This window comes from Opitutaceae bacterium, assembly GCA_015075305.1.
Taxonomy (GTDB): Bacteria; Verrucomicrobiota; Verrucomicrobiia; order Opitutales; family Opitutaceae; genus UBA6669.
This window is the reverse complement of the sequence record JABTUS010000006.1, coordinates 361,568-383,563: the sequence shown is the minus strand read 5'-3', so window position 1 is coordinate 383,563 and position 21,996 is coordinate 361,568. Positions and strand designations below refer to the sequence as shown.

The window sequence follows — 21,996 nt, the reverse complement described above, 5'->3', positions numbered from 1 at the left end:
ACGGGAGTGGCACACGCCCCGGTCACTCGCGGCCAGCCCAGCTGGCCGTTGCGCGCAAGACCCTTCGGCGTCGGAGGCACGCCCTTCGGATTTCGTCGGCTCGAACATGGGAGGCAGCCTATGGGTGGTATGAAGGGCTGGAGTGACAAGCCATGACGCCCATGATGCAGCAATACTTCGAGGTGAAGCGCGGGCTGCCGCGTGACACGCTGCTGCTTTTCCGTCTGGGCGACTTCTTTGAGCTGTTCTTCGACGATGCCGTCGTCGCCTCCAAACTGCTCGGTCTCACGCTGACCAAACGCATCGACCATCCAATGGCGGGCATCCCCGCGCACGCGCTCGACACCTACGTGAACAAGCTGCTCGCGCACGGCAGAAAGGTCGCCATCTGCGATCAGGCCGAGCCCGCGAAACCAGGGAAACTGGTGAAGCGCAGTCTCTCGCGCATCCTGACTCCGGGGACGACCCTCTCCCCCACCCAGCTCGATGCGCAGCGCAACCATTATGTCGCCGCCCTGCGACTCGACAAGCGCGGCCTGCATGCGTCCTGGATGGACTTGTCGACGGGCGAGTTCCAACTCGCGAGCGACCCGCGCGCGGAGAATCTGCTTCCCGTCCTCACCGCGCTCGCGCCGGCTGAAGTCGTGCTGACGGAGGGGGACATCGAGCGGTGGAGGACAACGACGCACCACGATGCCGCCGCACACGCACTGCTCGCCTTTTGCTCCACCCGGCCCTGCTCGGAGCTGCCCGCATTTCAGTTTGAACCGAGCTCGGCGGTGCCGGCAATTCTCAGCGCATTCCGGGTGCTGAACCTGGATGGTTTTGGCATCGCGGCCGGCCACCCGGGCATCGGACCGGCCGGAGCTCTCGTGCAGTACGTCACCGACAACCTCTGCGCACGACCGGAAAACCTGCGCACGATCCAGGAATACCGCAGCGAACAGACACTGCTCCTGGATCCCGCAACGCTGCGCAATCTCGAGATCTTTCAATCCAGTCGCGGCACTCGTGACGGTTCGCTGCTGCACGCGATCAATCGCACCGGCACCGCACCAGGCGCCCGCCTGCTCGAGAGGTGGCTCGCCTCCCCGCCGCTCAACCTTGCCGAGCTTCAACGGCGCCAGGGCATGGTGGCTGAGTTTCAGGGCCGGCCCGCGAGTCTCGGCGCGCTTCGGGAACAGCTCGCGCAGGTCAGGGATGTTCCCCGCATCCTGGGGCGACTGCAGAATCGACTGCGAAACCCGCGGGAACTCCTGGGTATTCGCGAGACCCTGATGCAACTGCCTGCGGTCCGCAACTCGCTCTCGGAGTTCGGCGGCGTTGTCGCGGGCCTGGCGAATGGCATTCCCGAATTCGCATCCCTGCGCGAGCTGCTCGCCGCATCGCTCGCCGATGACATGCCGGCCGACATCAGCGAAGGGGGTTGCATTCGCGGCGGCTATGACGCGGAACTCGACAGGCTTCACACGCTGACCTCGGGAAACAAGACCTGGCTCTCGGACCTCGAGTCCGCCGAACAGGAACGCACCGGCATCCGCAGCCTGAAGGTGCGCTTCAACTCGGTCTTCGGGTACTACATCGAGGTGACAAAGGCCAACCTGCACCTCGTTCCCGCCGACTACGTGCGCAAGCAGACCACCGCCAACGGGGAGCGCTACATCACCGAAGCGCTCAAACAGAAGGAAAAGGAGATCTTTCACGCCGAGGAGAATGCGCTCAATCGTGAGAAGGAAATATTCGCCACCCTGGTCGCCGCTGTTCTGGACGAATCCGTGGCGCTCACACAGACCGCCGACCAGCTCGCCGAAATCGATGTCCTGGCAGGCTGGTCACTCCTCGCCCGCGAGTGGAACTACTGCCGCCCGGAACTCGACAAGGGGACGCACCTCGAAATCTCTGATGGCCGACATCCGGTGGTGGAACAGATGCTCAAGGATCCGGCGAACGCATTCATCTCCAGCGGCACGGCCTTCGTCCCGAACGACACAATGCTGTCCAGCGACGAGGTTCAGATCGCCTTGATCACGGGTCCGAACATGGCCGGCAAGTCGACGTACATTCGACAGGTCGCCTTGATCACCCTCCTGGCCCAGATCGGCTGCTGGGTTCCGGCGACCCGCTGCCGGATCGGTTTGGTCGATCGCATTTTCTCACGCGTGGGCGCGAGCGATGACCTCGCTCGCGGCAACTCCACCTTCATGGTCGAGATGAATGAGACGGCCAACATCCTGAACAACGCCAGCGACCGCTCGCTCATCATCCTCGACGAGATCGGTCGCGGCACGTCGACCTACGACGGACTCTCGATAGCCTGGGCTGTGGTCGAACACCTGCACAACGGCGAGACCCAGGGGCCGCGCACGCTGTTCGCCACGCACTACCAGGAGCTCACCCAGCTCTCCCGCAGCCTCTCGCGACTGAAGAATTTCTCCGTCGCCGTGAAGGAATGGAATGACGACATCGTCTTCGTCCGCCGCGTGGTCGAAGGCGCGGCCGACCGCAGCTATGGCATACAGGTCGCCCGTCTCGCCGGGCTGCCCGTCAGCGTCATCGATCGCGCGAAGTCGATCCTCGCAAAGCTCGAATCCGACGACGCAACGGTGGAACTTCCCGCCGCCGCTCCAAAGGCGCGGCCCAGGAAGAAGATCACGGTGTCCCTCGAGGACGACCACCAACTCAGCCTGCTCTGAGCCAAATTCCACAATCGTCGGATCAAGCCTGCCCGGAGCGTGACAGCGCCTGCGGAATCAACTGCTCGCAGATTCCATCACATACGTGACCCCGGTGACATTTGAGCTTCTCGCTGAACGCGCCAGTCGGCGCTACCGCTCGTCGGGCATCACGGCGTGGCGATTTGCACGCGGCAAACTGCTCCACGATCCGCTCTATCGCGCGGTCTGGAAACAACAGCTCGTTCCGGAATGCGGCACCGTGATCGACGTGGGCTGCGGTCAGGGACTGATGCTGGCCTTGCTGGCGGAAGCATCGCGGAAAGACACCGGGGAAACAGCGCCAACGGAAACCGGCATGCGCATGTTGTCACCGCGAACGCTCACTGGCATCGAATTGCGCCCCCGCATTGCCGAAGTAGCCCGCGAAGCTCTCGGGCATGACGCCACCATCCTGACGACCGACGCCAGACAAGCCACCTCGACCACCTGCCAGGCGATCCTGCTCTTCGACGTTCTGCACATGATGCCGGCTGCAGATCAGGAAGCCCTGCTCCGTTCACTGGCGTCCTCGCTGGAAACCGGCGGCAAACTTCTGGTCCGCGAGGTGGACGCCTCGGCCGGCTGGAGATTCAAAGTCGTGAAGCTCGGCAATCGCTTCAAGGGCCTCGTCAACGGTTACTCGACCAGACAGTTCCATTTTCGCACTACACGCGACTGGCTCGCCCTCCTGAATGAACTCGGATTCACCGCCAGCTCACAGCCCATGTCTGAAGGCACCCCTTTTGGAAACACGCTGTTCACCGCCTTCAAAAAGTAGCTGCCATCAGACTTCGCTCTGACCGCACCAACGTCGCCGTTGAATACGTCGGGGTTTTCACGCTAGTTTCATTCAAGTCTGACTTGCGGCGACTCGCAACGCGTCGAGAGTATCCTGCGGTTTTTCCATCGATCCGAGCATGTTGAAATACATCCCGCATGTCGCGACTCCCCTGATAGTGAGCCTGGTCCTCGGTGGATGCTCCGCCGAGAGGCGTCAGCAGGCCGCGCAGGGGAAGATTGACTTCAACCGACAGATCCGGCCGATTTTCACCCAGAACTGCACGGGCTGTCACGGAGGCGTGAAGTCGGCGAGCGGCGTTTCCTTCGTCTACCGCGAGGGCGCCCTGCGCACGGGCGACTCCAAAAAGCGCACCATCGTGCCGGGCCACCCCGAGCAGTCGGAGATCATTGCACGAATCACGTCGACAGACCCCGCCTATCGCATGCCCAAGCCCGACCACGGGCCGCCGCTGTCGAAGGAGCAGATCGCCACAATCCGCCAGTGGATCAGCGAGGGCGCCGAGTGGTCGGAGCACTGGGCGTTCGTCGCGCCAGAGCCCCGGCCGGTGCCCGACGTTTCCGACGAGGCCTGGGCGAAATCTCCCATCGATCGTTTTGTCCGCGCGCGCCTCGACAGGGAAAAACTCACTCACTCCCCCGAGGCCGATCGCGCCACGCTGCTTCGCCGGCTCTCCTTCGACCTCACAGGCCTGCCGCCAACACCCGACGAACTCGCCACATTCATCGCCGACAACCAGCCCGGCGCCTACGAGCGCCAGGTCGAACGGCTGCTGGCCTCGCCACACTACGGCGAACGCTGGGCAACACTCTGGCTCGACCTTTCCCGATACGCGGACACCCGGGGTTACGAAAAAGACTCGGAACGCAGCGCGTGGAAATTCCGCGACTGGCTCATCGACGCGCTGAACAGGAACCTGCCCTACGACCAGTTCGGCATCGACATGCTCGCGGGCGACCTGATTCCGGGCGCCACGCTCGAACAGCGCATTGCGACAACCTTCAATCGAAACACACAGACCAACGATGAGGGCGGATCAGACGACGAGGAATTCCGCATCGCTTCCGTCATGGACCGTGTCTCCACCACCTGGTCGGTCTTCAACGGCGTGACCTTTTCCTGCGTGCAGTGCCACGATCACCCGTACGACCCCATCCGGCAGGAGGAGTACTATCGCTTCCTCGCGTTCTTCAATTCCACCAAGGATGCCGACTACGTGAGCGAGTATCCCAATTTGAGAATTCCGCTGGATCGCGCCGAGTACGCGGAGGCCAATTCACTTCACAATGAAGCGGACAAGCTCATCCGCACCCTCGCCGCACAGGTTCAATCCCTTGTCAAATCCACGGACTGGGTGGCCGCAGCCATCGCCAACGCATCCGCCAGCTCCGGCGGCCGTTTTCAATTGAAGGACGGTGAAGCCTTCTCTCCCGCCACTGTTCCCGACAAGGCCATGTTCAACTACTGGCTCGATCTGAGCTCAGTGGGAGCTTCACCCATCACAGCAATCAGGATGGAGGTCGCTCCCCAGAATGACGGCCAAGCGCGGCACACCCCGGAAGTTGGGTTCGTTGTGAACCGTGTTCAGGCCTGGCTGGTCAGGAGGGACGGGACGGAAACTCCCCTTCCATTCAGTCGCCTTGTGGCTGATCAGATGGATCCGGTGGAGTCCACGTTCGATTCACCCAGAAAAGCAGACACTCCGAAGGGCCCGCCCAAACGAAATTCCAAGCAATCACCCGAAAAGTATTCACCACTGGCCGGCTTGTTTTCCGCACCCGGATTCCTCGCAAAGATCCAGCGTCCGGGACCGATCAACGCGGCATTGCCAAAGCCTCCACCGCCGCTGAGCGAGGTATCCACACTCTTTGGCGCCTACCCCTCTCTCGATCGCACGCGTTGGGCTGTCGCAATATTCCAGAAGCCCGTAACTTTTTCAGAGGGTGACAGACTTCGCGTGCGCGTGAGTCAGAATGAATTGATCGCCAGCCGCCCTGCACCGGTCCGCAGAATGCGCATGTCCGCTGCGACAGGCTCCTCATGGACCGAATTTGGTCTGGCACGGCAGTTTCAGGCTGAACGTGACCGTCTCCAGGAGGTTCGGCTCAAACTCGCCGCCATTCCCGGCATCGATGAACCGGTCATGGAGGACCTTCCGGCGGCAGAGGCCAGGGAAACGCGCGTTTTTGTCCGAGGCAACTGGATGGACAAGGGCGACAAGGCATTGAAGTCCGGCGTCCCGCATCTCTTTCCTGCCCTTCCCGACGGAGCCCCGCTGAACCGCCTCACGCTCGCAAAATGGTTCTTTTCCGAAAAGCAGCCGCTCACCGCGCGCGCGGCCGTCAATCGATACTGGGAGCAGTTCTTCGGCATCGGCATAGTGGAAACCCTTGAGGACTACGGAAGCATTGGCGAGCCACCCTCCCACCCGGAGCTTCTCGACTGGCTCGCACGGCACTTCCAGTTCGACCTCGCCTGGAACGTCAAGGCGCTGCATCGCGAAATTGTCACGAGCCAGACCTACCGGCAGAGCGCCCGAGTGACGCCCGCGCTTTTCGAACGCGACCCGCGCAACCGCCTGCTCGCGCGCGGGCCGCGCAACCGCCTTTCGGCCGAAATGGTGCGGGACCAGGCGCTGCTAGCCAGCGGAATGCTCAGTCCGAAAATGTTCGGGGAACCCGTGATGCCCTATCAGCCGCCCGGAGTCTGGGCCTCCCCCTACAACGGCAAGGACTGGAAGGAATCAAAGGGAGGGGATGCACACCGCCGCGCGATCTACACCTTCTGGAAGCGCACCGCCGCCTACCCGAGTTTCCTCAGCTTTGACGCAACCTCCCGCGACATCTGCACGCTGCGGCGCGTCCCCACCAACACCCCCCTTCAGGCCCTCGTCACACTGAATGATCCCGTCTATGATGAAGCCGCCAAGGCGCTCGCACACATCATGCGGAAACGCATCGCCGGCTCCTCCGATATCGGGGCCGGTGTATCCGAAGCCTGGCTGCGCGTGACCAATCGCAGGCCCGGCGACCTCGAAATCGGCGCGCTCGTGGATCTCTACAATGACGCCCGGAAATTCACCGCAGGAGAGCAAGACCCCGACTTCAGCGCCCTGACCGCGGTCGGATCCGCCCTCTTGAACCTCGACGCCGCCCTGACCAAGTAGCCTGATGAAAACCGACGACAACCGCCTGTTGCAGGAATTTGAAGCACGCCGTCTCGGCGCGCAGACGAGGCGCCTGTTTCTTCGCGACTGCGCAACGGGCCTCGGCGCCATGTTTCTGGGAACGATGGGAATGTCCAGCCGCGCATTCGGAGGTGGACTTGATTTCAGCCGTCCGCCCAGTTCGCCACTCGGCGTACTGCCGCCCCAGTTCGCCGCAAAGGCCAAGCGCGTCATCTACCTTCACATGGCCGGGGCCCCCAGCCAGCTCGAACTCTTCGACTACAAGCCGGATCTCCAGCGGCTCGACGGACACGACTGCCCCGCCTCTTTTCTCGAGGGCAAGCGCTTCGCCTTCATCAGCGGCGTTCCGAAGATGCTGGGGCCGCAGTACCCGTTCCATCGCGCCGGAAGAAGCGGCACCTGGATTTCCGACCGTCTGCCGAACATCGAGCGCCACATCGACGACATCTGCGTGGTCAAGTCGATGCGCACCGACCAGTTCAACCACGCCCCGGCCCAGCTCCTCGTTCACACGGGATCCCCCCGGCTCGGAGGCGGCGCGTCACTGGGTTCGTGGGTCACGTACGGTCTTGGCACCGAAAACCAGAACCTCCCGGGCTTCATCGTTCTGGTTTCCGGGGGCAAGACTCCCGACGGCGGAAAGTCGCTCTGGGGCTCCGGCTTTCTGCCGAGCGTCTATCAGGGTGTGCAGTGCCGCGCCAAGGGCGAGCCGGTCCTCTTCCTCTCCAACCCCAAGGGGGTCAGCCGCGATCTTCGCCGGCGGGTGCTCGACACCCTCGACGAGCTCAACCGCCAGCATTTCCAGGAGATCGGAGATCCGGAGATCGTCACGCGCGTCTCCCAATACGAGATGGCCTTCCGCATGCAGATGAATGCGAGCGACGCCATGGACCTCACAAAGGAGTCATCCGAAACTCACGCGCGCTACGGCACCGTGCCCGGCAGGGAGAGCTTTGCAAACAACTGCCTTCTCGCGCGTCGTCTGGCCGAGCGCGGGGTTCGTTTCGTGCAGCTCTATGACTGGGGCTGGGACCATCACGGCACCGGCAAGGAAAACTCCCTCAACTTCGGCTTCGCCGACAAATGCCGCGACATGGACCGCCCCATCGGCGCGCTGCTCGACGACCTCAAGGCTCGCGGCATGCTGGACGAAACCCTCGTGATCTGGAGCGGGGAGTTCGGCCGCACGCCCATGCGCGAGAATCGCGGCGGGACCGAGATGGCATGGGTCGGCCGGGATCACAGCCCGAGCGCATTTTCACTGTGGATGGCGGGCGGCGGCGTGAAGCGCGGCTTCAGTTACGGGGAAACCGACGCCATCGGCATGGAGGTCGCCAATCATCCCGTTGAACTGCGCGATCTGCACGCGACCATCGTCCACCTCCTGGGTTTTGATCACCACAAACTCACGTACGCATTCCAAGGCCTCGACCAGAAGATCACCGGCGTAAAACCAGCGTATGTTGTCGAAGGCCTGCTCGCCTGAAGGGAAGCAGATGCTGACCGCCGGGACGGGACACCCGGCCTGCGATCATGGCGCCCCTCGTGCGATCGCCAGCAGATCGGGGAGATCGACGCGCTTCTCGTAGAGCGCTTTGCCGACGATGACGCCGTCAAGATTCGCGTGATTCTTCGCCAGCTCCGCAAATCTTTGAACATCCTCCCGCCCGCTCACTCCGCCACTCGCGATGACCCGGGACTTCACCGCGTTCAGCATCGCCGTCTGTGCGACAAAATTCGGACCCGTCAGCATTCCATCCGTGCCAATGTCAGTGTAGATCAGCGTCCCCACGCCAATCTCGCTCATGCGCCGCGCAAGCGCGAGCGCACTGGTGGCAGTGGTATCCACCCACCCTTTCACCGCCACCTGACCATGCTTGGCATCAATGCCCACCGCTACCCGGGCACCAAACTCATTCACCAGCTCCGCCACAAATGCCTCGCTCTCCGCCGCCCGCGTGCCAATCACGGCTCGACCGACCCCCAGGTCCAGGGCGCGTTTCACCGAGTCGCGCGTGCGCATGCCTCCTCCGAGTTCAACCTTGAGCCCAAGCGCGACAATTTCCGCAACAACCTTGAGATTCCGGGGCTCGCCTTCGAACGCGCCATCGAGATCGACGACATGAATCCAGGCGCTCCCCGCAGCCTTGAACGATTTTCCAACGTCCGCAGGATGATCCGAATAGACTGTTTCCTGGTCGGCTTTGCCCTGGGTCAGCCGCACACAGCGGCCTCCACGTATGTCTATGGCGGGATAGATGATCATTCGGCGTGAAGTAGATTTTTGAGTTTCGATTCCCCGCCGCTTTCAGGCAAACTTCGTTTTCAATTTTCTCATGCCCAACCTGAACCAGCCACCCGCGTTTCTCACGGACCTGCTCGCCGCCAGGTCACCCTCCGGTTACGAAACCGAGGCACAGGCCGTGTTTGACAAGTACGTTGAACCCGCCGCCGACACCTATGCACGCGACGCGCTGGGCAACCGGCTCGCCACACTCAATCCCAAGGGAGATCCCGTCCTCATGCTGGCCGGTCACATCGATGAGCTCGGCCTCATCATCACTTACGTCAACGACAAGGGATTCATCTATTTCGACACGATCGGCGGACACGATCGCATCATGATCCCGGGTCGCCGCGTCGTCATCCAGACGGCCAAGGGGCAGGTCAAGGGTGTCACCGGCAAACGCGCCATTCATCTCATGAACGAGGCGGATCGCAAGAAGGTGCCCGAGGTTCATGAAATGTGGATCGACATCGGCGCACGCTCGAAGGAGGAGGCGCTCGCGCGGATCGGCATCGGCGACGTCGCCACCTATGACCACGGTTTTGAACTCATCCACGGCAGCATCGGAGCCTCGCGGGCATTCGATGACAAGGTGGGCGCCTACATCGTCGGCGAAACACTCATCAGACTTTCCAAACGCCGGAAGAAACTCGCAGCCAAAGTCGTCAGCGTCGCCACTACCCAGGAGGAGATTGGCGTGCGTGGCGCCACCACCGCCGTGTACGCAGCCAATCCCCACATCGCCGTCGCGGTCGATGTCGGACACGCCACCGATCACCCCGACTGCGACAACCGCAAGTACGGGGAGACCAAACTCGGCGGCGGGCCGATCCTGTGCCGCGGGGCAAACATCAATCCCCGGGTCTTCGACCGACTCCTGAAGGCAGCAGAGATCCTGAAGATTCCCCACCAGATCGAGGCTGATCCCCGCCCGACCGGGACCGACGCGCGCGCGATACAAGTCGGTCGCGCCGGGGTTGCCACCGGTCTGGTCAGCATTCCGCTGCGCTACATGCACACGCCAAGCGAGATGGTCGATCTTGAGGACGTGGAGCGCTGCGTCCAGCTGCTGGTTGAATTCGCCTCAGGTCTGGAAAAAGGCGACTACGCTCACTGGTAGGTTCATGTCCATCGGTCGCGGGGCCGTCCCCGTGCGCTCTTGATGGAGCATCAGCGGATCCGGCGTCCCCAGCCCTGGGTCAGGCTTCTATCGCTTCGTCTCCGATTCGCGCACGCAGATCCGCCAGCACATCATCAATCGGTCGGATCGAGGCATCAGGCCAGAGCGCGTTTATGCGGGCCACGACCTGCTGGATGATCCCATCGGGGCAGGACGCCCCGCCCGTGACCAGGACGCGCTTTGGTGATAGATCGTCATTGGCCCACAGGCGGTGCTTCTCGACATGGCCGCCCCTGCCCGCGATTGGGCCGCTTGATGGAAACACGTAGTGCTCCACGGCCGAACGGGAAACAATGCTGGTTTCACTCTGGATGAAGAAGGCGCGTCCGGGCAGGCGCTGCTCGCACACGCGGTAAAGCTGATAGGTGTTCGACGAATTTCTCCCTCCGATGACAAACGCCGCGTCAAGCGGCTGCTCCAGCGCGCGCGCCAGTGCGTCCTGGTTCACCTGCGTCGCATAGCAGAGCGTGTCGTTCCTGCCGCTGCCCCCCACCCTCGCCGGCTGCCCGGGCACATCAGGCCCGTGCGCGCGAAGGTACGTGTCCCGAAGGAATTGAATGATCTCGCGCGTCTCGTTCATGAGCAGCGTCGTCTGGTTCACGACGGCGACGCGCTGAAGGTCGCGGTCCACATCGAATCCCCGCGTGTGCTTGCCCGCGAACACCGTGTGAAAGCGCGCGCGCACCGCGGGATCGCGGCTCTCGATGATCTCCGCCAGCAGGCGCGTCTCCTCAAGATTGCGCACAATCACCGCCGGCGCGTGGCGGCGCGTGTTCGCAAACGTCGCCTTGGTCTCCTCGTGCTCGTGCTTCCCATGGATCACCACCGTGTATCCACTTCTCCCGTACGCTCGAGCCGCCTTCCACACCTTCTCCACGAGCATGCAGGTGGCGTCGTGGGCGTACACCGCGATGCCCTTCCGCACCAGACGGGCCTTGTCCTCGTCCGTCGCGCCAAACGCGGGGATGATGACGATGTCATCCGCCGTCAGCGTGTCCCACAGAAGCGGCGCTGTCTCCCCCGGCGAATGCGGGCGCCCGCGCGCGGTGTAGGGCACGCCCTTGTCGGTCTGGAGATAGCGCAGGCCGCGCGCCAGCAGGTCCTCGTTCACAAACGGATTGTGAATGAGCTCCGACAGCATGAACACCCGGCGTCCGGGATTCGCAGCCAGGGTCTCGTAGGCGCGCTCGATCGCATTCTTCACCCCGAGGCAGAAGCCGAAGTGGCTGGGAATCACGTACTCCACCGGGCCAAAATCAAGCGTCACCGGCGTTGTCGCCGTCCGCTCATGCCGGCGGGTCAGCAGCTTGATCGCATCGCATAGCTTCGACTGGTACAGCGCGCTTGAACGATCGTCGCGCGCATAGCTGCCGGGGTTGCGCTCCTTCTCGGGACGAAACTTGTAGATGAAATCGGCCTCGCCGAGATGCAGGTAGGGAATCTCGACCAGATGCGGATCGAGACCCTCGAGCATCGCCTTCAATGAAGGCGCCAGTGAGTCCGGCACCGCCAGCAGTGCATCAATGGATGCGAACTTGATCTCGGAATCCGCCGGTTCGCCGCAAACCTGTGTCAGCCAGGCGCGATGGCTCCTGCCTCCAGCATCAACTGAGAAGCGTTCAACCGGCACCGTGTGCTCCGTGAAGGAGCCTTCCAGCCGCTGCGTCGCCATCGCAATGTCCGTGCCCGAAAATGCCAGGCCGTTCCTGCTGCCGAGGCGGCGCACCGCAAGGCGGTTGTTCGCATCGAACGCCAGCACGGCGTGGAGGAGCGGCGGGGATGTCATGGCCTCAGCCCCTGCCGCCGAAACTCACGTAGTCGTCGAGGTCAAGACGGTCAAACGTCGTGCGAATGTCATCGCGCCCCGGCGCAAGTTTCTCGATGCCCTCGGAGAATCCCAGGTGCCGCTGCCTGTCCCCGGGAGCCAGATTCTCCAGCCATCGCGACCAGGCTTCGATCTCGTGCGGCAGGCGCAGGGGTTTCATGTGCTCATTAACCCAAACCGCCATCTCCGTGTCGTTTCGTCCCGCCTTGACCGCATCAAGGAACGCCTGCGCATCGATGCCGGTGAAGGAAAAGAATCGCTTGTCCAGCGGACACGGGAAGACGTACTCGCCCAGCTTGCCATGCGCATGCGCCCGGCATTTGTCGAGGAGACGGCAGAGATGGACAAATCCAGCGAGTCTCACCCGCGCACTGCGCGGGGGGTGCTGGGTCAGGTCGGGAGCGCTGTAGGAAATCGTCGGCATGGCAATGGTTTTTCGAAAAATCTCGTGTCGTCACCTTACGGGGGTTGCGCAACTTCTCAAGCGTCCGCTCCACGCTGGCACAGCTTCAGCGCAACAGAAAAAATTCACCTGACGCCAGCCGGGCGCCGTTGACCTGCAGCTCCACCTTGTGGCGTCCGGCATGGTGCCGTCGAATCGAGAAATCCCGAATCTCCTGGCTCTTGGAAAGACAGATTGTTTCCCCCGGCTTCAGCTTCGTGGCTTTCCACTTGAAGACTTTCGGAAACGGTTCTCCCGACGCCTTAACGTAGTGAATGACATAGTCGACGATCAGCGCCTGTTCCTTGCGTGACCTTGAGCGTATTTCCGCCAGCAGTTCCAGTCTTCCGCCAAGGCGAACCCGCAGCGGTTTCACCAAAAAAGTCTCCACGCTGACCGCCGCCTTCGGCTCGACTCCCATGATCGCGAGCGCGCGCCCGTCACCGCGCTTGACCAGGGTTCGCAGGGCGTGACGCACAATCCATGCTGTCCCGGCGTTTGAACGGTCCCAGCCTTCCACCCGATCCATCACCGCCTCGGGATGATCCTTGGTAATGTCATTCAGGTGGTTGGCGACCGACTTGCGGACATACAAAGACGAATCCCGCTTCAGCGCCTCGAGGATCGGCGCAGTCGGGCCCGGGTCCTTCACCAGTTCGGTCAATCGAAGTCCCCAGGGCAGTCGTGGGCGGCTTCCTTCCGAAGCGAGGCGACGGACATGCTCATCCTCGTCATGCGCCCACCTGTCCATGATCGCCAGCGTGCCCTTCAGGTCGCGCTGAAGAAAGGGACGCACGGCGAACTCCGATGAGCCATGGCGCGTGATTTCCCGCAGCGCCTCGAGGGAATGCACGGCATCGTCCAGTCCCTCCCTCGCCACAAAATCTCCGATCGAAATCACAACGAACGCATGGCCCATCTGTGGCGCCACCCCGCGCAGCACCTCAAGCTTGTCCCGGTACGCGCCGGGCAGCGAGGCCTGATACGCCATGGCCGTGCGGCGGAGCCGCTCCATGAGCGAACACTCGTCGAGACCCGTGAGGGTGACCGCAAGAAACCTCCGCCGGTTGAAACCCCGCGATGCCGAACCAAGTAGGTCGGCTATGCCGCGATACCGGGCCTCATTGAACCAGTGCTTGAACGCGGAATCAGCAGGTGGTGATGCGGCTGGCATCGGGAACCGGGCCGGAATGCGCGCGTGTCGCGATCAGCGGAAGGCGTCGGCCATCCTGGCGACATCCTTGCCGCCGCCCATCGCAAAGTCCGGCTTTCCTCCGCCCCTGCCTCCCAGTTTCGCCGAAAGTTCAGAAATGATCTTTCCCGCCTGGTGTCCCGCCTTGATCGCCGCGGGCGAGCAGAACGCGACCACCGTCGCCTTGTCCCCTATCGCCGCGCCCAGGCGCACCACGCCCTCTCCGAGGCGCGCGCTGATCTGGGATCCGAGCGAGCGAAGCGCCTCCGGACTCTCAGCGGCAACCACCGCGGAAATGAAGGCCAGACCGTCCTCGCGCGTTGCCCCGGCAATCAATTCATCCGCCAGCCCCGCCGCCGCCTTCTGTTCAAAGGCTTTCAATCTGCGCTCCGCCTCCGACTTGGCCGCAAGCAGGGAGTCGAGCTTCGCCACGATGTCGAGCGGACCAGCGTTGAGCCTGGCGCCGAGCGCCTTCAACTGCGCGTCGTGATGCGTTATGCTGTCGATCGCAGCCTGCCCGGCGACCGCCTCGATGCGTCGAGTGCCCGCGGCAATCGCCATTTCCGCGACAATCTTGATGATGCCGATCTCTCCTGTCGTGGTCACATGCGTGCCGCCACACAGTTCGCGGCTGAATCCGCCGATGTCGACCACGCGCACAACCTTGCCGTACTTCTCTCCGAAGAAGGCCAGCGTCCCCTCGGGCTTCTTGTCGAAATCGGTCTCGTAAGTCTCTACCTTCGCATTGTCGATCACGCGTTCGTTCACGAGATGCTCGACCTCGCGCAACTGCTCGGGCGTCGTCGCCTCAAAGTGACTGAAGTCGAAACGCATGCGATCCGGCGTCTTTGACGTACCCGCCTGGCGCACATGAGTGCCCAGCACCTTGCGCAGCGCCCAGTGGATCAGGTGCGCCGCCGAGTGGTGGCGGGAAATGGCGCGGCGGCGGACAACGTCGATCGACAGCTCCGCATGCGCGCCCTTCACGAATGTCGCTGCATCCAGCGCGCCGTCCGCCGGGACCGACAGCTTGTGCAAAAAGCGTCCCGCCTTGTCCTTCACCGTGTCGGCCACAGGCACAAGCCTGCCGTCGATCAGCACCGAGCCCGTGTCTCCGGCCTGGCCACCCATCTCCGCGTAGAACGGCGTGCGATCGAAGACCAGAAACACGTCGCCACCGGAAGCGACAACATCCTCGAGCGTCGCGCGGGCATGCGTCTCCGCATGACCAAGGAAGCGCGTCGGCGTGAAATCCGTGGATTCACCTTCCGTGGCCGCAACGACGATCTCCTTTTTCTGCGCCGCCCGCCCGCGTTCACGCTGCTTCTCCATCTCGACCTCGAATTCCGCGGCGTCCACGGAAATCCCGCGCTCGGCCGCAAGGAGCTGCGTCATGTCGAGGGGGAACCCGTACGTGTCGTACAGCCGGAAGGCGTCCGCGCCGGAAATGCGCGACGCTCCGGCCGCGCGCTTGAACTCCACCAGGCCGCGCTCGAGCGTGCGACCGAAGCTTTCCTCCTCGCTGCGTATCACGCGTCGCACGACATCCTGCTGGGCGACCAGCTCGGGAAACACCTTTCCGAGGCTCTCAACCACAGGCGCGACCAGTTGCTCGAAGAAGCCCGTCCGAAGTCCGATCTTCGCCCCGTAGAGAATGCCGCGCCGCAGAATGCGGCGAATGACATAGTTGCGCCCCTCGTTGCCGGGAAGAATGCCATCGGCGATGGCGCAACTGATCGTCCGAGCGTGATCGGCGAGCACGCGGAACGCAATGTCGGTCTCCTCCTGCTCGCTCAGGCCTTCGCGTTTCGATGGAACGGTGCGTCCATAGGTCCTGCCGGAAAGCGCCGCCACTCTTGCAAACAGCGGGGCGAAGACATCCGCCTCGTAGTTCGACGGCTCCGCCGAAAAATCCTTGAAGCCGCGTGTCGTCGCATGAATGCCAGCGACGCGCTCGAAGCCCATGCCCGTGTCGACGTGCTTCGCCGCCAAGGGCGAGAAGGTTCCGTCGGCATTGGCGTTGAACTGGATGAAGACGTGATTCCAGATTTCGATGCAGCGCGGGCTGGACTGATTTACATTGGCCCTACCCGCCGCCTCATCGTCGCGCGGAAGCAGGTTGAAATGGATCTCCGAACACGGGCCGCAGGGACCCGTGTCGCCCATCATCCAGAAGTTGTCCTTCTTGTTTCCGTGGACAATATGGACTGAGGGATCGAGCCCTTCCGAGCGAAACAGCCCGGCCCAGATATCATAGGCCTCCTGGTCGAACTCCGCCGGATCTCCCTTCGCCTTGTTTGGAGCATAGACGGTGGCGAACAGCCGCTTGGCCGGAATGCCCCAGACCTTCGTCAGCAGGTGCCAGCCCCAGGTGAGCGAGTCCTTTTTGAAATAGTCGCCAAAGGACCAGTTCCCGAGCATCTCGAACATCGTGTGATGGTACGTGTCGAAGCCCACGTCCTCGAGGTCGTTGTGCTTTCCCCCGGCGCGGATGCATTTCTGCGTGTCCGCGGCGCGGGTGTTCATGCCCGGACGCACACCCGCCCAGGTCGACACGTCCGGTGCGCGGTCGCCGAGGAAAATCGGCACGAACTGGTTCATCCCGGCATTGGTGAAAAGCAGGCCGGGCGAATCGGGGAGCAGCGACGACGACGGCACGATCGTGTGTCCCTTGCTCGCAAAGAAATCGAGAAACGACTGGCGAACCTCAGCGGATGTCATGGAAAATTCTGGAATTGGTGTTCAACTGCGGCACCCGTGAACGGACTGGACCGGGCTTCAATGCTTCAGATTGGCGATGACAGCATCGGCCATCGCCTCCGTGCCGACGCTCGGCCGGCCGAAAGCGATGTCGCCGGTGCGCACACCGTCGATGGTCACCGTCCGGCGCACCGCCGCCTCCATGCGCGCGGCCACGGCGTCGAGTCCGAAGCTGTAGCGGAGCATGAGCGCCGCCGAAAGAATCTGCGCACAGGGATTGGCGACGCCCTTCCCGGCGATGTCCGGCGCAGTGCCGCCCGCGGGCTCGTACAGGCCGAACGGCTTGCCGAAGCGATTGTGCCCGACGCCGAGGGACGCGCTGCTCATCATGCCGAGCGAGCCGCAGATTACGGCCATCTCATCGGAAAGGATGTCGCCAAACATGTTCTCGGTGAACAGCACGTCGAACTGGTTGGGGTCGCGCGCAAGCTGCATCGCGGCATTGTCGACATACATGTGGGACAGCGAAAGGTCCGGATGCTTTTTCGCGAAATACTCCGTGACCGTCCTGCGCCAGAGGACCGACGTCTCGAGCACATTGGCCTTGTCGACGGAAGTCACCCGTTTCCCGCGCGCGCGTGCTGTCACCGCGGCGACCTCAGCGATGCGTTCGATCTCCGATGTCTTGTAGATCATCGTGTCGACCGCCTCCTGTTCGCCATTTTCCAGCGTCGTTGTTGACTTCGGCTGGCCGAAATAGATCCCGCCCGTGAGTTCCCGGATGCAGACGATGTCGATGCCATTGGGAATGCGTTCCGCCTTCAGCGGCGACGCGTCGACGAGATCCTTGTAGAGCAGACCCGGGCGGATGTTGGCAAACAGCGTGAAGGCCTTGCGCAGCGGCAGCAGGGCCGCGCGCTCGGGCTGCTCCTTGGGCGGCAGCTTCTCCCATTTGGGACCGCCAACCGAACCGAACAAAATGGCGTCGCTCTTCCTGCACAGTTCCAGCGTGGAATCCGGCAGCGCCTTGCCATGATTGTCGATGCCGGCGCCACCCACGTCCGCGAACTTGTACTCCAGCGTGAGCCGCTCCTGCTTCGCGACATGCGAGAGCACCCGCATGGCGGCATTCATAACCTCCGGTCCAATGTAGTCTCCGGGAAGAACGGCAAACGTAAGCGTCGACATAAAGCCCGCCAGCCTGCCAAACGCCCCCCGCCGCTGGCAAGTGGCGATTCACTCCCGGAAACGCCCTTTGTGATTGCCGATCCGCGCGGGGAACATGTCATCGGCCGCGATGCACTTGCATGTCCTGCCGGCCGGCCCGATACTGACCAACGCCTACCTGCTGACCGATCCCGCCAGCGGCCATGCGATTCTCATCGACGCACCAGGCGACATCTGGGATCAGGTGCAACCCATTCTCTCCGCTGAAAAGGTGGCACTGAATGAGCTCTGGCTCACTCACGGCCATTGGGACCACACGCAGGGGGGCGCCGAAGTCGTGAGAAACACCCAGGCGCGCGTGCTCGCCCACCCGGATGATCGCGAGCTCATCGAAAACCCGGAGGTCATGCGACGATTCATGGGACGATCCTTCAACATCGAACCCATCCGCGTCGATGCCTGGCTCAAGCAGGGCGACGTCCTGCACGCGCTTGGAATGCCGGCCGAGGTCCGGCATGTGCCCGGCCACTGCGCTGGCAACGTCCTCTTCTATTTCGCCAAATCCAAATCCGCCTTCGTCGGAGACGCCCTTTTCGCCGGAAGCGTCGGGCGGACCGATCTGCCCGGTGGAAGCACATCGGTATTGATGAATTCAATACGATCGCAGATCTACACGCTGCCGGGCGACACCGCAATCTATCCGGGACATGGCCCGGCCACCACCGTGAACGTCGAAAAATCCTCCAACCCCTTCGTTCGCGCATGAGCCCGGTGTCTCCACGCGACGAGGAGTTCATGGGACGCGCCCTCGCTCTGGCGCAGGAGGCCTGGGGCGAAACCAGTCCCAACCCCATGGTCGGTGCCGTCATTGTCGAGGACGGGCGAATTGTCGCCGAGGGTTTCCACGCCCGCGATGGCGGACCCCATGCGGAACGCGTCGCGCTTCAGTCGCTCGGTCGCCCGCCAAAGCCGACCGCAACGCTCTACGTCACCCTCGAGCCTTGCTCGACACATGGCCGCACCGGAGCGTGCTGCGATGCCATCCGCGAGGCCGGCATCCGGCGCGTCGTGGTCGGAGCGACGGATCCCTTCCCTGCCCACGCCGGCAGTGGATTCGCCGTGCTGCGGGAGGCGGGAATCGAGGTGACCAGCGGCGTGCTCGCGGACGCGTGCGCCGACATCAACCTCATCTACAACCACTGGGCGTCACGCCGGACGCCGCTGCTCGCGGGAAAGTCCGCCATGACGCTCGACGGCCGGATCTCCACTCGCGTCGGCGACTCGCGCTGGATCACCAACGAGCAGTCGCGCGCCGACGTGCATCGCTGGCGCCGGCTGTTCCCGGCAATCGCCGTCGGCGCCGGAACCATCGCCGCCGACAATCCCCGCCTCACCGCCCGATGTGGCGACAAAGAGGAATGGTGTCCCTGGCGCTTTGTGTTCGATGGACGCCTGCGACTCTGGAACGACCGCTCGCTGCCCGGCGTTTTCACCGACCGCTTTCGCGAACGCACCATCGTGGTGACCACGCAGCACGGCGGCGTCGGCTACGTGCGCAAGCTGATCGACCTCGGGGTCAATGTCTGGACGCTCGAATCTCCCACGGTGCGAGTAAGCATGTCGGCGTTTCGCGCCCGGTGCGTCGCGGAAAAGATCAGCGGCGTCTATTTCGAGGGTGGCGCGCAGTTGCTCAGCGAACTCGTGCAGCTCCGCGAACTCGACTACCTGTTCATTTACCGCTCGTCGATGCTGCTAGCCGACGATCGTGCGAAGAGCGCGTTCAGCGGACTGCGCAGCGAGAAGCTTGCGAACGCGGTGAAGCTGGCCGGCGTGCGACACGAAACCTTCGGCGATGACGCACTCGTCCGGGGAAACGTCATCTACCCTCCCACCCTGCAGGTCGATGAAGCTACATTTAGCCTCGGGTAACGCCCACAAGGTCGCGGAATTCCAGTCGCTCGCACACGCTTCGGGCCTGCCCGTCACGATCGTGTCAGCCAGGGAGGCCGGTGGCATGCCCGCCGTGATCGAGGACACCGGGACATTCCGGGGAAACGCCGCAAAAAAGGTGCACGCCCTCGCAGCCCGGCTTCCCGCGGGGAGCTGGGTGCTGGCCGATGACAGCGGCCTTTGCGTCGACCACCTGAATGGCGCGCCGGGTGTCGAATCCGCGTATTACGCGGGGCCCTCGGGTGATTCCGCGGCCAACCTTCAAAAATTGGCCCAGGTGATGAAGGGGGTGCCCGCAGCGCAACGCGGCGCATATTTCACCTGTGTCCTGGCCCTCGTCGATCCAGACGGAATCCAGCACGTGTTTGAAGGACGGACACCTGGACATCTGATTGTTTCCCCCCGTGGCGGCCATGGCTTCGGTTACGATCCGCTGTTTGTGCCGGCGGGATTTTCGCTCACGTTCGCCGAACTGAGCGAAGCCGGGAAAAATGAGGCGAGCCATCGCGGCCGCGCGTGGGCTCAGCTGGCCGACTTCCTCCGCGCCCGCATCGGCGGCACTCAATCGCGATGAGCCTCGCCCTGCTCAGCTCGATGCTGGTGGTCAGCGGGCTGTGGTCGGCGCTCCTTGTTCGTCGCATCGTGCGCCTGGGCGGTACGGTCCAGTGGCTCGCGGTGAGCGGCGCCGCCTGGCTCGCCGCACTCTGCTGGGTGCCTTTCCTGAGCGCACGGGCCGTTGGCATGGAGTCGTCAATTTACCTGTCGATCGCCATCTTCATCGCATTGTTTCTGCTGGAGTTTTTTCTCGATCGCCGCGGTCCGATCGACGCCTGGATCGCCCTGTGCACCTCGCTGCGGCGCTGGTGCGCTCGCGGCAATCGCGGTGTCTTTGCGGGCGCGTTCGTGCTGCTTCTGTTTCACGCCGCCGGACACTACTGGCACTGCCTGCGCGAGGCCGATGGTTCATACTGGAGCGCCGGCGCGGGCTGGGAGGATCAATCATTCCACACGGCGCTCGCGACATCGTTCTCGTCCGGCGACAATCTTTCTCGCCTCAGCTATCCGCATGTTCCGAACTGGCCTCTGGGCTACCCCTTTCTCCCCGACTTTCAGGCTGGCTGGCTTCACGCCCAGGGTTTCTCGCTGCCGGTCGCCTTTCGTCTCGGCAACATTCTCGCCTCCGCTGTTTTTCTGCTCGCCGCGTGGAGTCTTCTGAAGCGATGGCTCGAGTCGCGAGCCCGCGCCTTTCTAGCACTGGCCGTCTGGCACCTTGCAGCCGGCTGGGGCTTTCTCTATCTCTTGCACGAATGGAAGGACAGCGGATCGCTGGTCTCGGCGCTGTGGGCCCATGACTATGCGAACGACTGGGCGCTCGAGCTTCACTTTCACAACCTTGTCACCGCGATCGTCTGGCCAATGCGTGTCGCACTTTTCGGACTCGCCCTGTCCTGCGCAATCGCGGTCCTGATACGCGCGCTGCTGTCTGCGCGCGACACATCCATTCGCGGATTTGTTTTTGCCGGCGCTCTGGCCGGGACCCTGCCGCTGATCGGGGCCCACGGTCTCGTCGTGCTGGCCTGCGTTGTCACTCCATGGGCGCTGCTCAACCGACCATTGGAACGCCTCAAAACCTGGATCGCCGCCGTCATTGCTGGCGCCGTGTTCGCCGTTCCCCAAATCCTTTGGATGCGTCACCAGTTGTCGCAGTCGGAGCCGGCATTCGTGAGATTCGCCCCGGGCTGGATGATTGGCGACTGGCGGCCGAATGCACTTTGGCAACTGCTCGAGCACTGGGTCTGGAACACCGGACTCTGGGTGACGCTTGGATTCTTGGCCTGGTGTCTTGCGGGTCGCCGGTTTCGCCGGGAGACGATCGGCTGGTGGTTGATCCTTTCGGTTGGTTATCTCTTCGTTTTTCAGCCGTACGTCTTCGACAATATCAAACTCTTCGCCGCCGCCGGCCTCGCCGCCGCCGCGGGTTGTGCATGGATGCTTGCGGAGCTGTGGCGACATCGGATCGGAGGAAGGCTGGCTTCTGTCATTCTGTTTGGCCTGATGACAATTTCAGGCGTCCAGTCGATCGTCTCAGAAGCCCGCGCACCGGCTGTGGTTTCGAATGCGGATGAACGCCGATTCGCAGAGGCCGTCACCGCGGCAACACCCCGCGATGCGCTCATCCTCACCGGCACCCAGCTCAACCACCCTGTGCTTGTTCTGGCCGGCCGTCGTGTTGTCGCCGCGAACCCCTCCGGCATGACCCTGCACGGCATGCCCCACGCGTTCGATCGCGCAGCGGACGTCGAAAAAATCTATTCGGGCTCACCCGATGCCGGCGCGCTCCTCGCCCACTACCGACCCGGCTGGCTCGTCATCGGTCCCATGGAGCGCACCGAATTCGAACACATCGACATCGCCTACCTCGACCGAATTTCAGAACACGTCCTGACGGAAGGTGCCTGGGAGCTGCGCCGCCTGAAACCAAACGGATTGCAGCAATAGAGTCCCGCGAAAAGCCATTGGAATGCAGGGGAAGCAATTGGGAGCGATTCCTGG

Annotated in this window: 15 protein-coding genes; 9 read left to right on the top strand and 6 right to left on the bottom strand. The window is 63.1% G+C overall.

Features of this window, described 5'->3' with window-relative positions:
- Positions 1-152 precede the first annotated feature (152 nt).
- The 4 genes from mutS (at position 153) to HS122_13640 (ending at position 8,186) form a co-directional block, all read left to right on the top strand.
- A complete protein-coding gene (gene mutS / locus HS122_13655) occupies positions 153-2,693 on the top strand; it encodes a DNA mismatch repair protein MutS (GenBank protein ID MBE7539442.1) in 2,541 nt (846 codons plus the stop codon).
- A gap of 94 nt (positions 2,694-2,787) precedes the next feature.
- Entirely contained in the window at positions 2,788-3,492 is a 705-nt protein-coding gene (locus HS122_13650) for a methyltransferase domain-containing protein (protein ID MBE7539441.1), read from the top strand.
- Positions 3,493-3,631: 139 nt separating this feature from the next.
- Complete coding sequence (locus HS122_13645) at positions 3,632-6,679, top strand: DUF1549 domain-containing protein (protein ID MBE7539440.1); 3,048 nt, start codon at positions 3,632-3,634, stop codon at positions 6,677-6,679.
- Between the two features lie 4 nt (positions 6,680-6,683).
- Positions 6,684-8,186, top strand: coding sequence for a DUF1501 domain-containing protein (locus HS122_13640; GenBank protein MBE7539439.1), 1,503 nt, complete (start codon positions 6,684-6,686; stop codon positions 8,184-8,186).
- 45 nt (positions 8,187-8,231) lie between these two features.
- Here HS122_13640 and hisA read toward each other — a convergent pair whose 3' ends face one another.
- Positions 8,232-8,966: a 1-(5-phosphoribosyl)-5-[(5-phosphoribosylamino)methylideneamino]imidazole-4-carboxamide isomerase gene (gene hisA, locus HS122_13635; protein ID MBE7539438.1), complete on the bottom strand. Its 735-nt coding sequence runs from the start codon at positions 8,964-8,966 to the stop codon at positions 8,232-8,234.
- Between the two features lie 70 nt (positions 8,967-9,036).
- On the opposite strand from hisA, the gene HS122_13630 reads away from it, so the two are divergent.
- Complete coding sequence (locus tag HS122_13630; protein MBE7539437.1) at positions 9,037-10,107, top strand: M20/M25/M40 family metallo-hydrolase; 1,071 nt, start codon at positions 9,037-9,039, stop codon at positions 10,105-10,107.
- A 79-nt stretch (positions 10,108-10,186) separates the two neighbouring features.
- Here the strand turns inward: HS122_13630 and ispH are convergent, their stop codons facing one another.
- The 5 genes from ispH to leuB all read right to left on the bottom strand — a co-directional run bounded on the left by ispH (position 10,187) and on the right by leuB (position 17,514).
- Positions 10,187-11,953: a 4-hydroxy-3-methylbut-2-enyl diphosphate reductase gene (gene ispH / locus HS122_13625; GenBank protein MBE7539436.1), complete on the bottom strand. Its 1,767-nt coding sequence runs from the start codon at positions 11,951-11,953 to the stop codon at positions 10,187-10,189.
- Between the two features lie 4 nt (positions 11,954-11,957).
- Positions 11,958-12,416 (bottom strand): DUF5069 domain-containing protein, encoded by a 459-nt coding sequence (locus tag HS122_13620; GenBank protein ID MBE7539435.1) that lies wholly within the window; start codon positions 12,414-12,416, stop codon positions 11,958-11,960.
- Between the two features lie 85 nt (positions 12,417-12,501).
- The gene (locus HS122_13615) at positions 12,502-13,608 is read right to left on the bottom strand and encodes a DNA alkylation repair protein (protein ID MBE7539434.1); all 1,107 of its coding nucleotides are present in this window, start codon (positions 13,606-13,608) and stop codon (positions 12,502-12,504) included.
- Positions 13,609-13,641: 33 nt separating this feature from the next.
- Entirely contained in the window at positions 13,642-16,347 is a 2,706-nt protein-coding gene (alaS, locus tag HS122_13610) for an alanine--tRNA ligase (GenBank protein ID MBE7539433.1), read from the bottom strand.
- 57 nt (positions 16,348-16,404) lie between these two features.
- Positions 16,405-17,514, bottom strand: a complete 1,110-nt coding sequence (gene leuB, locus HS122_13605) for a 3-isopropylmalate dehydrogenase (GenBank protein ID MBE7539432.1) — start codon at positions 17,512-17,514, stop codon at positions 16,405-16,407.
- Positions 17,515-17,623: 109 nt separating this feature from the next.
- Between leuB and HS122_13600 the strand changes: the two genes are divergently transcribed.
- Genes HS122_13600 through HS122_13585 form a run of 4 tightly spaced genes read left to right on the top strand, consistent with a single transcriptional unit; the run spans position 17,624 to position 21,942 of the window.
- Positions 17,624-18,259: an MBL fold metallo-hydrolase gene (locus tag HS122_13600; protein ID MBE7539431.1), complete on the top strand. Its 636-nt coding sequence runs from the start codon at positions 17,624-17,626 to the stop codon at positions 18,257-18,259.
- Between the two features lie 29 nt (positions 18,260-18,288).
- On the top strand, positions 18,289-19,422 hold the full coding sequence (gene ribD / locus HS122_13595) for a bifunctional diaminohydroxyphosphoribosylaminopyrimidine deaminase/5-amino-6-(5-phosphoribosylamino)uracil reductase RibD (GenBank protein MBE7539430.1): 1,134 nt from the start codon (positions 18,289-18,291) through the stop codon (positions 19,420-19,422).
- Complete coding sequence (gene rdgB, locus HS122_13590) at positions 19,397-20,017, top strand: RdgB/HAM1 family non-canonical purine NTP pyrophosphatase (protein MBE7539429.1); 621 nt, start codon at positions 19,397-19,399, stop codon at positions 20,015-20,017. The genes ribD and rdgB overlap by 26 nt, the downstream gene beginning before the upstream one ends.
- A complete protein-coding gene (locus tag HS122_13585) occupies positions 20,014-21,942 on the top strand; it encodes a hypothetical protein (GenBank protein ID MBE7539428.1) in 1,929 nt (642 codons plus the stop codon). Before rdgB ends, HS122_13585 begins: the two co-directional genes overlap by 4 nt.
- The last annotated feature ends 54 nt before the right edge of the window (positions 21,943-21,996 follow it).

Bases quoted from the DNA above. Each gene is read 5' to 3' on its own strand.
- mutS (MBE7539442.1), top strand. From the start codon at position 153: ATGACGCCCATGATGCAGCAATACTTCGAGGTGAAGCGCGGGCTGCCG.
- HS122_13645 (MBE7539440.1), top strand. From the start codon at position 3,632: ATGTTGAAATACATCCCGCATGTCGCGACTCCCCTGATAGTGAGCCTG.
- HS122_13640 (MBE7539439.1), top strand. From the start codon at position 6,684: ATGAAAACCGACGACAACCGCCTGTTGCAGGAATTTGAAGCACGCCGT.
- hisA (MBE7539438.1), bottom strand. From the start codon at position 8,966: ATGATCATCTATCCCGCCATAGACATACGTGGAGGCCGCTGTGTGCGG.
- HS122_13630 (MBE7539437.1), top strand. From the start codon at position 9,037: ATGCCCAACCTGAACCAGCCACCCGCGTTTCTCACGGACCTGCTCGCC.
- ispH (MBE7539436.1), bottom strand. From the start codon at position 11,953: ATGACATCCCCGCCGCTCCTCCACGCCGTGCTGGCGTTCGATGCGAAC.
- HS122_13620 (MBE7539435.1), bottom strand. From the start codon at position 12,416: ATGCCGACGATTTCCTACAGCGCTCCCGACCTGACCCAGCACCCCCCG.
- HS122_13615 (MBE7539434.1), bottom strand. From the start codon at position 13,608: ATGCCAGCCGCATCACCACCTGCTGATTCCGCGTTCAAGCACTGGTTC.
- alaS (MBE7539433.1), bottom strand. From the start codon at position 16,347: ATGACATCCGCTGAGGTTCGCCAGTCGTTTCTCGATTTCTTTGCGAGC.
- leuB (MBE7539432.1), bottom strand. From the start codon at position 17,514: ATGTCGACGCTTACGTTTGCCGTTCTTCCCGGAGACTACATTGGACCG.
- HS122_13600 (MBE7539431.1), top strand. From the start codon at position 17,624: ATGCACTTGCATGTCCTGCCGGCCGGCCCGATACTGACCAACGCCTAC.
- ribD (MBE7539430.1), top strand. From the start codon at position 18,289: ATGGGACGCGCCCTCGCTCTGGCGCAGGAGGCCTGGGGCGAAACCAGT.
- rdgB (MBE7539429.1), top strand. From the start codon at position 19,397: ATGAAGCTACATTTAGCCTCGGGTAACGCCCACAAGGTCGCGGAATTC.
- HS122_13585 (MBE7539428.1), top strand. From the start codon at position 20,014: ATGAGCCTCGCCCTGCTCAGCTCGATGCTGGTGGTCAGCGGGCTGTGG.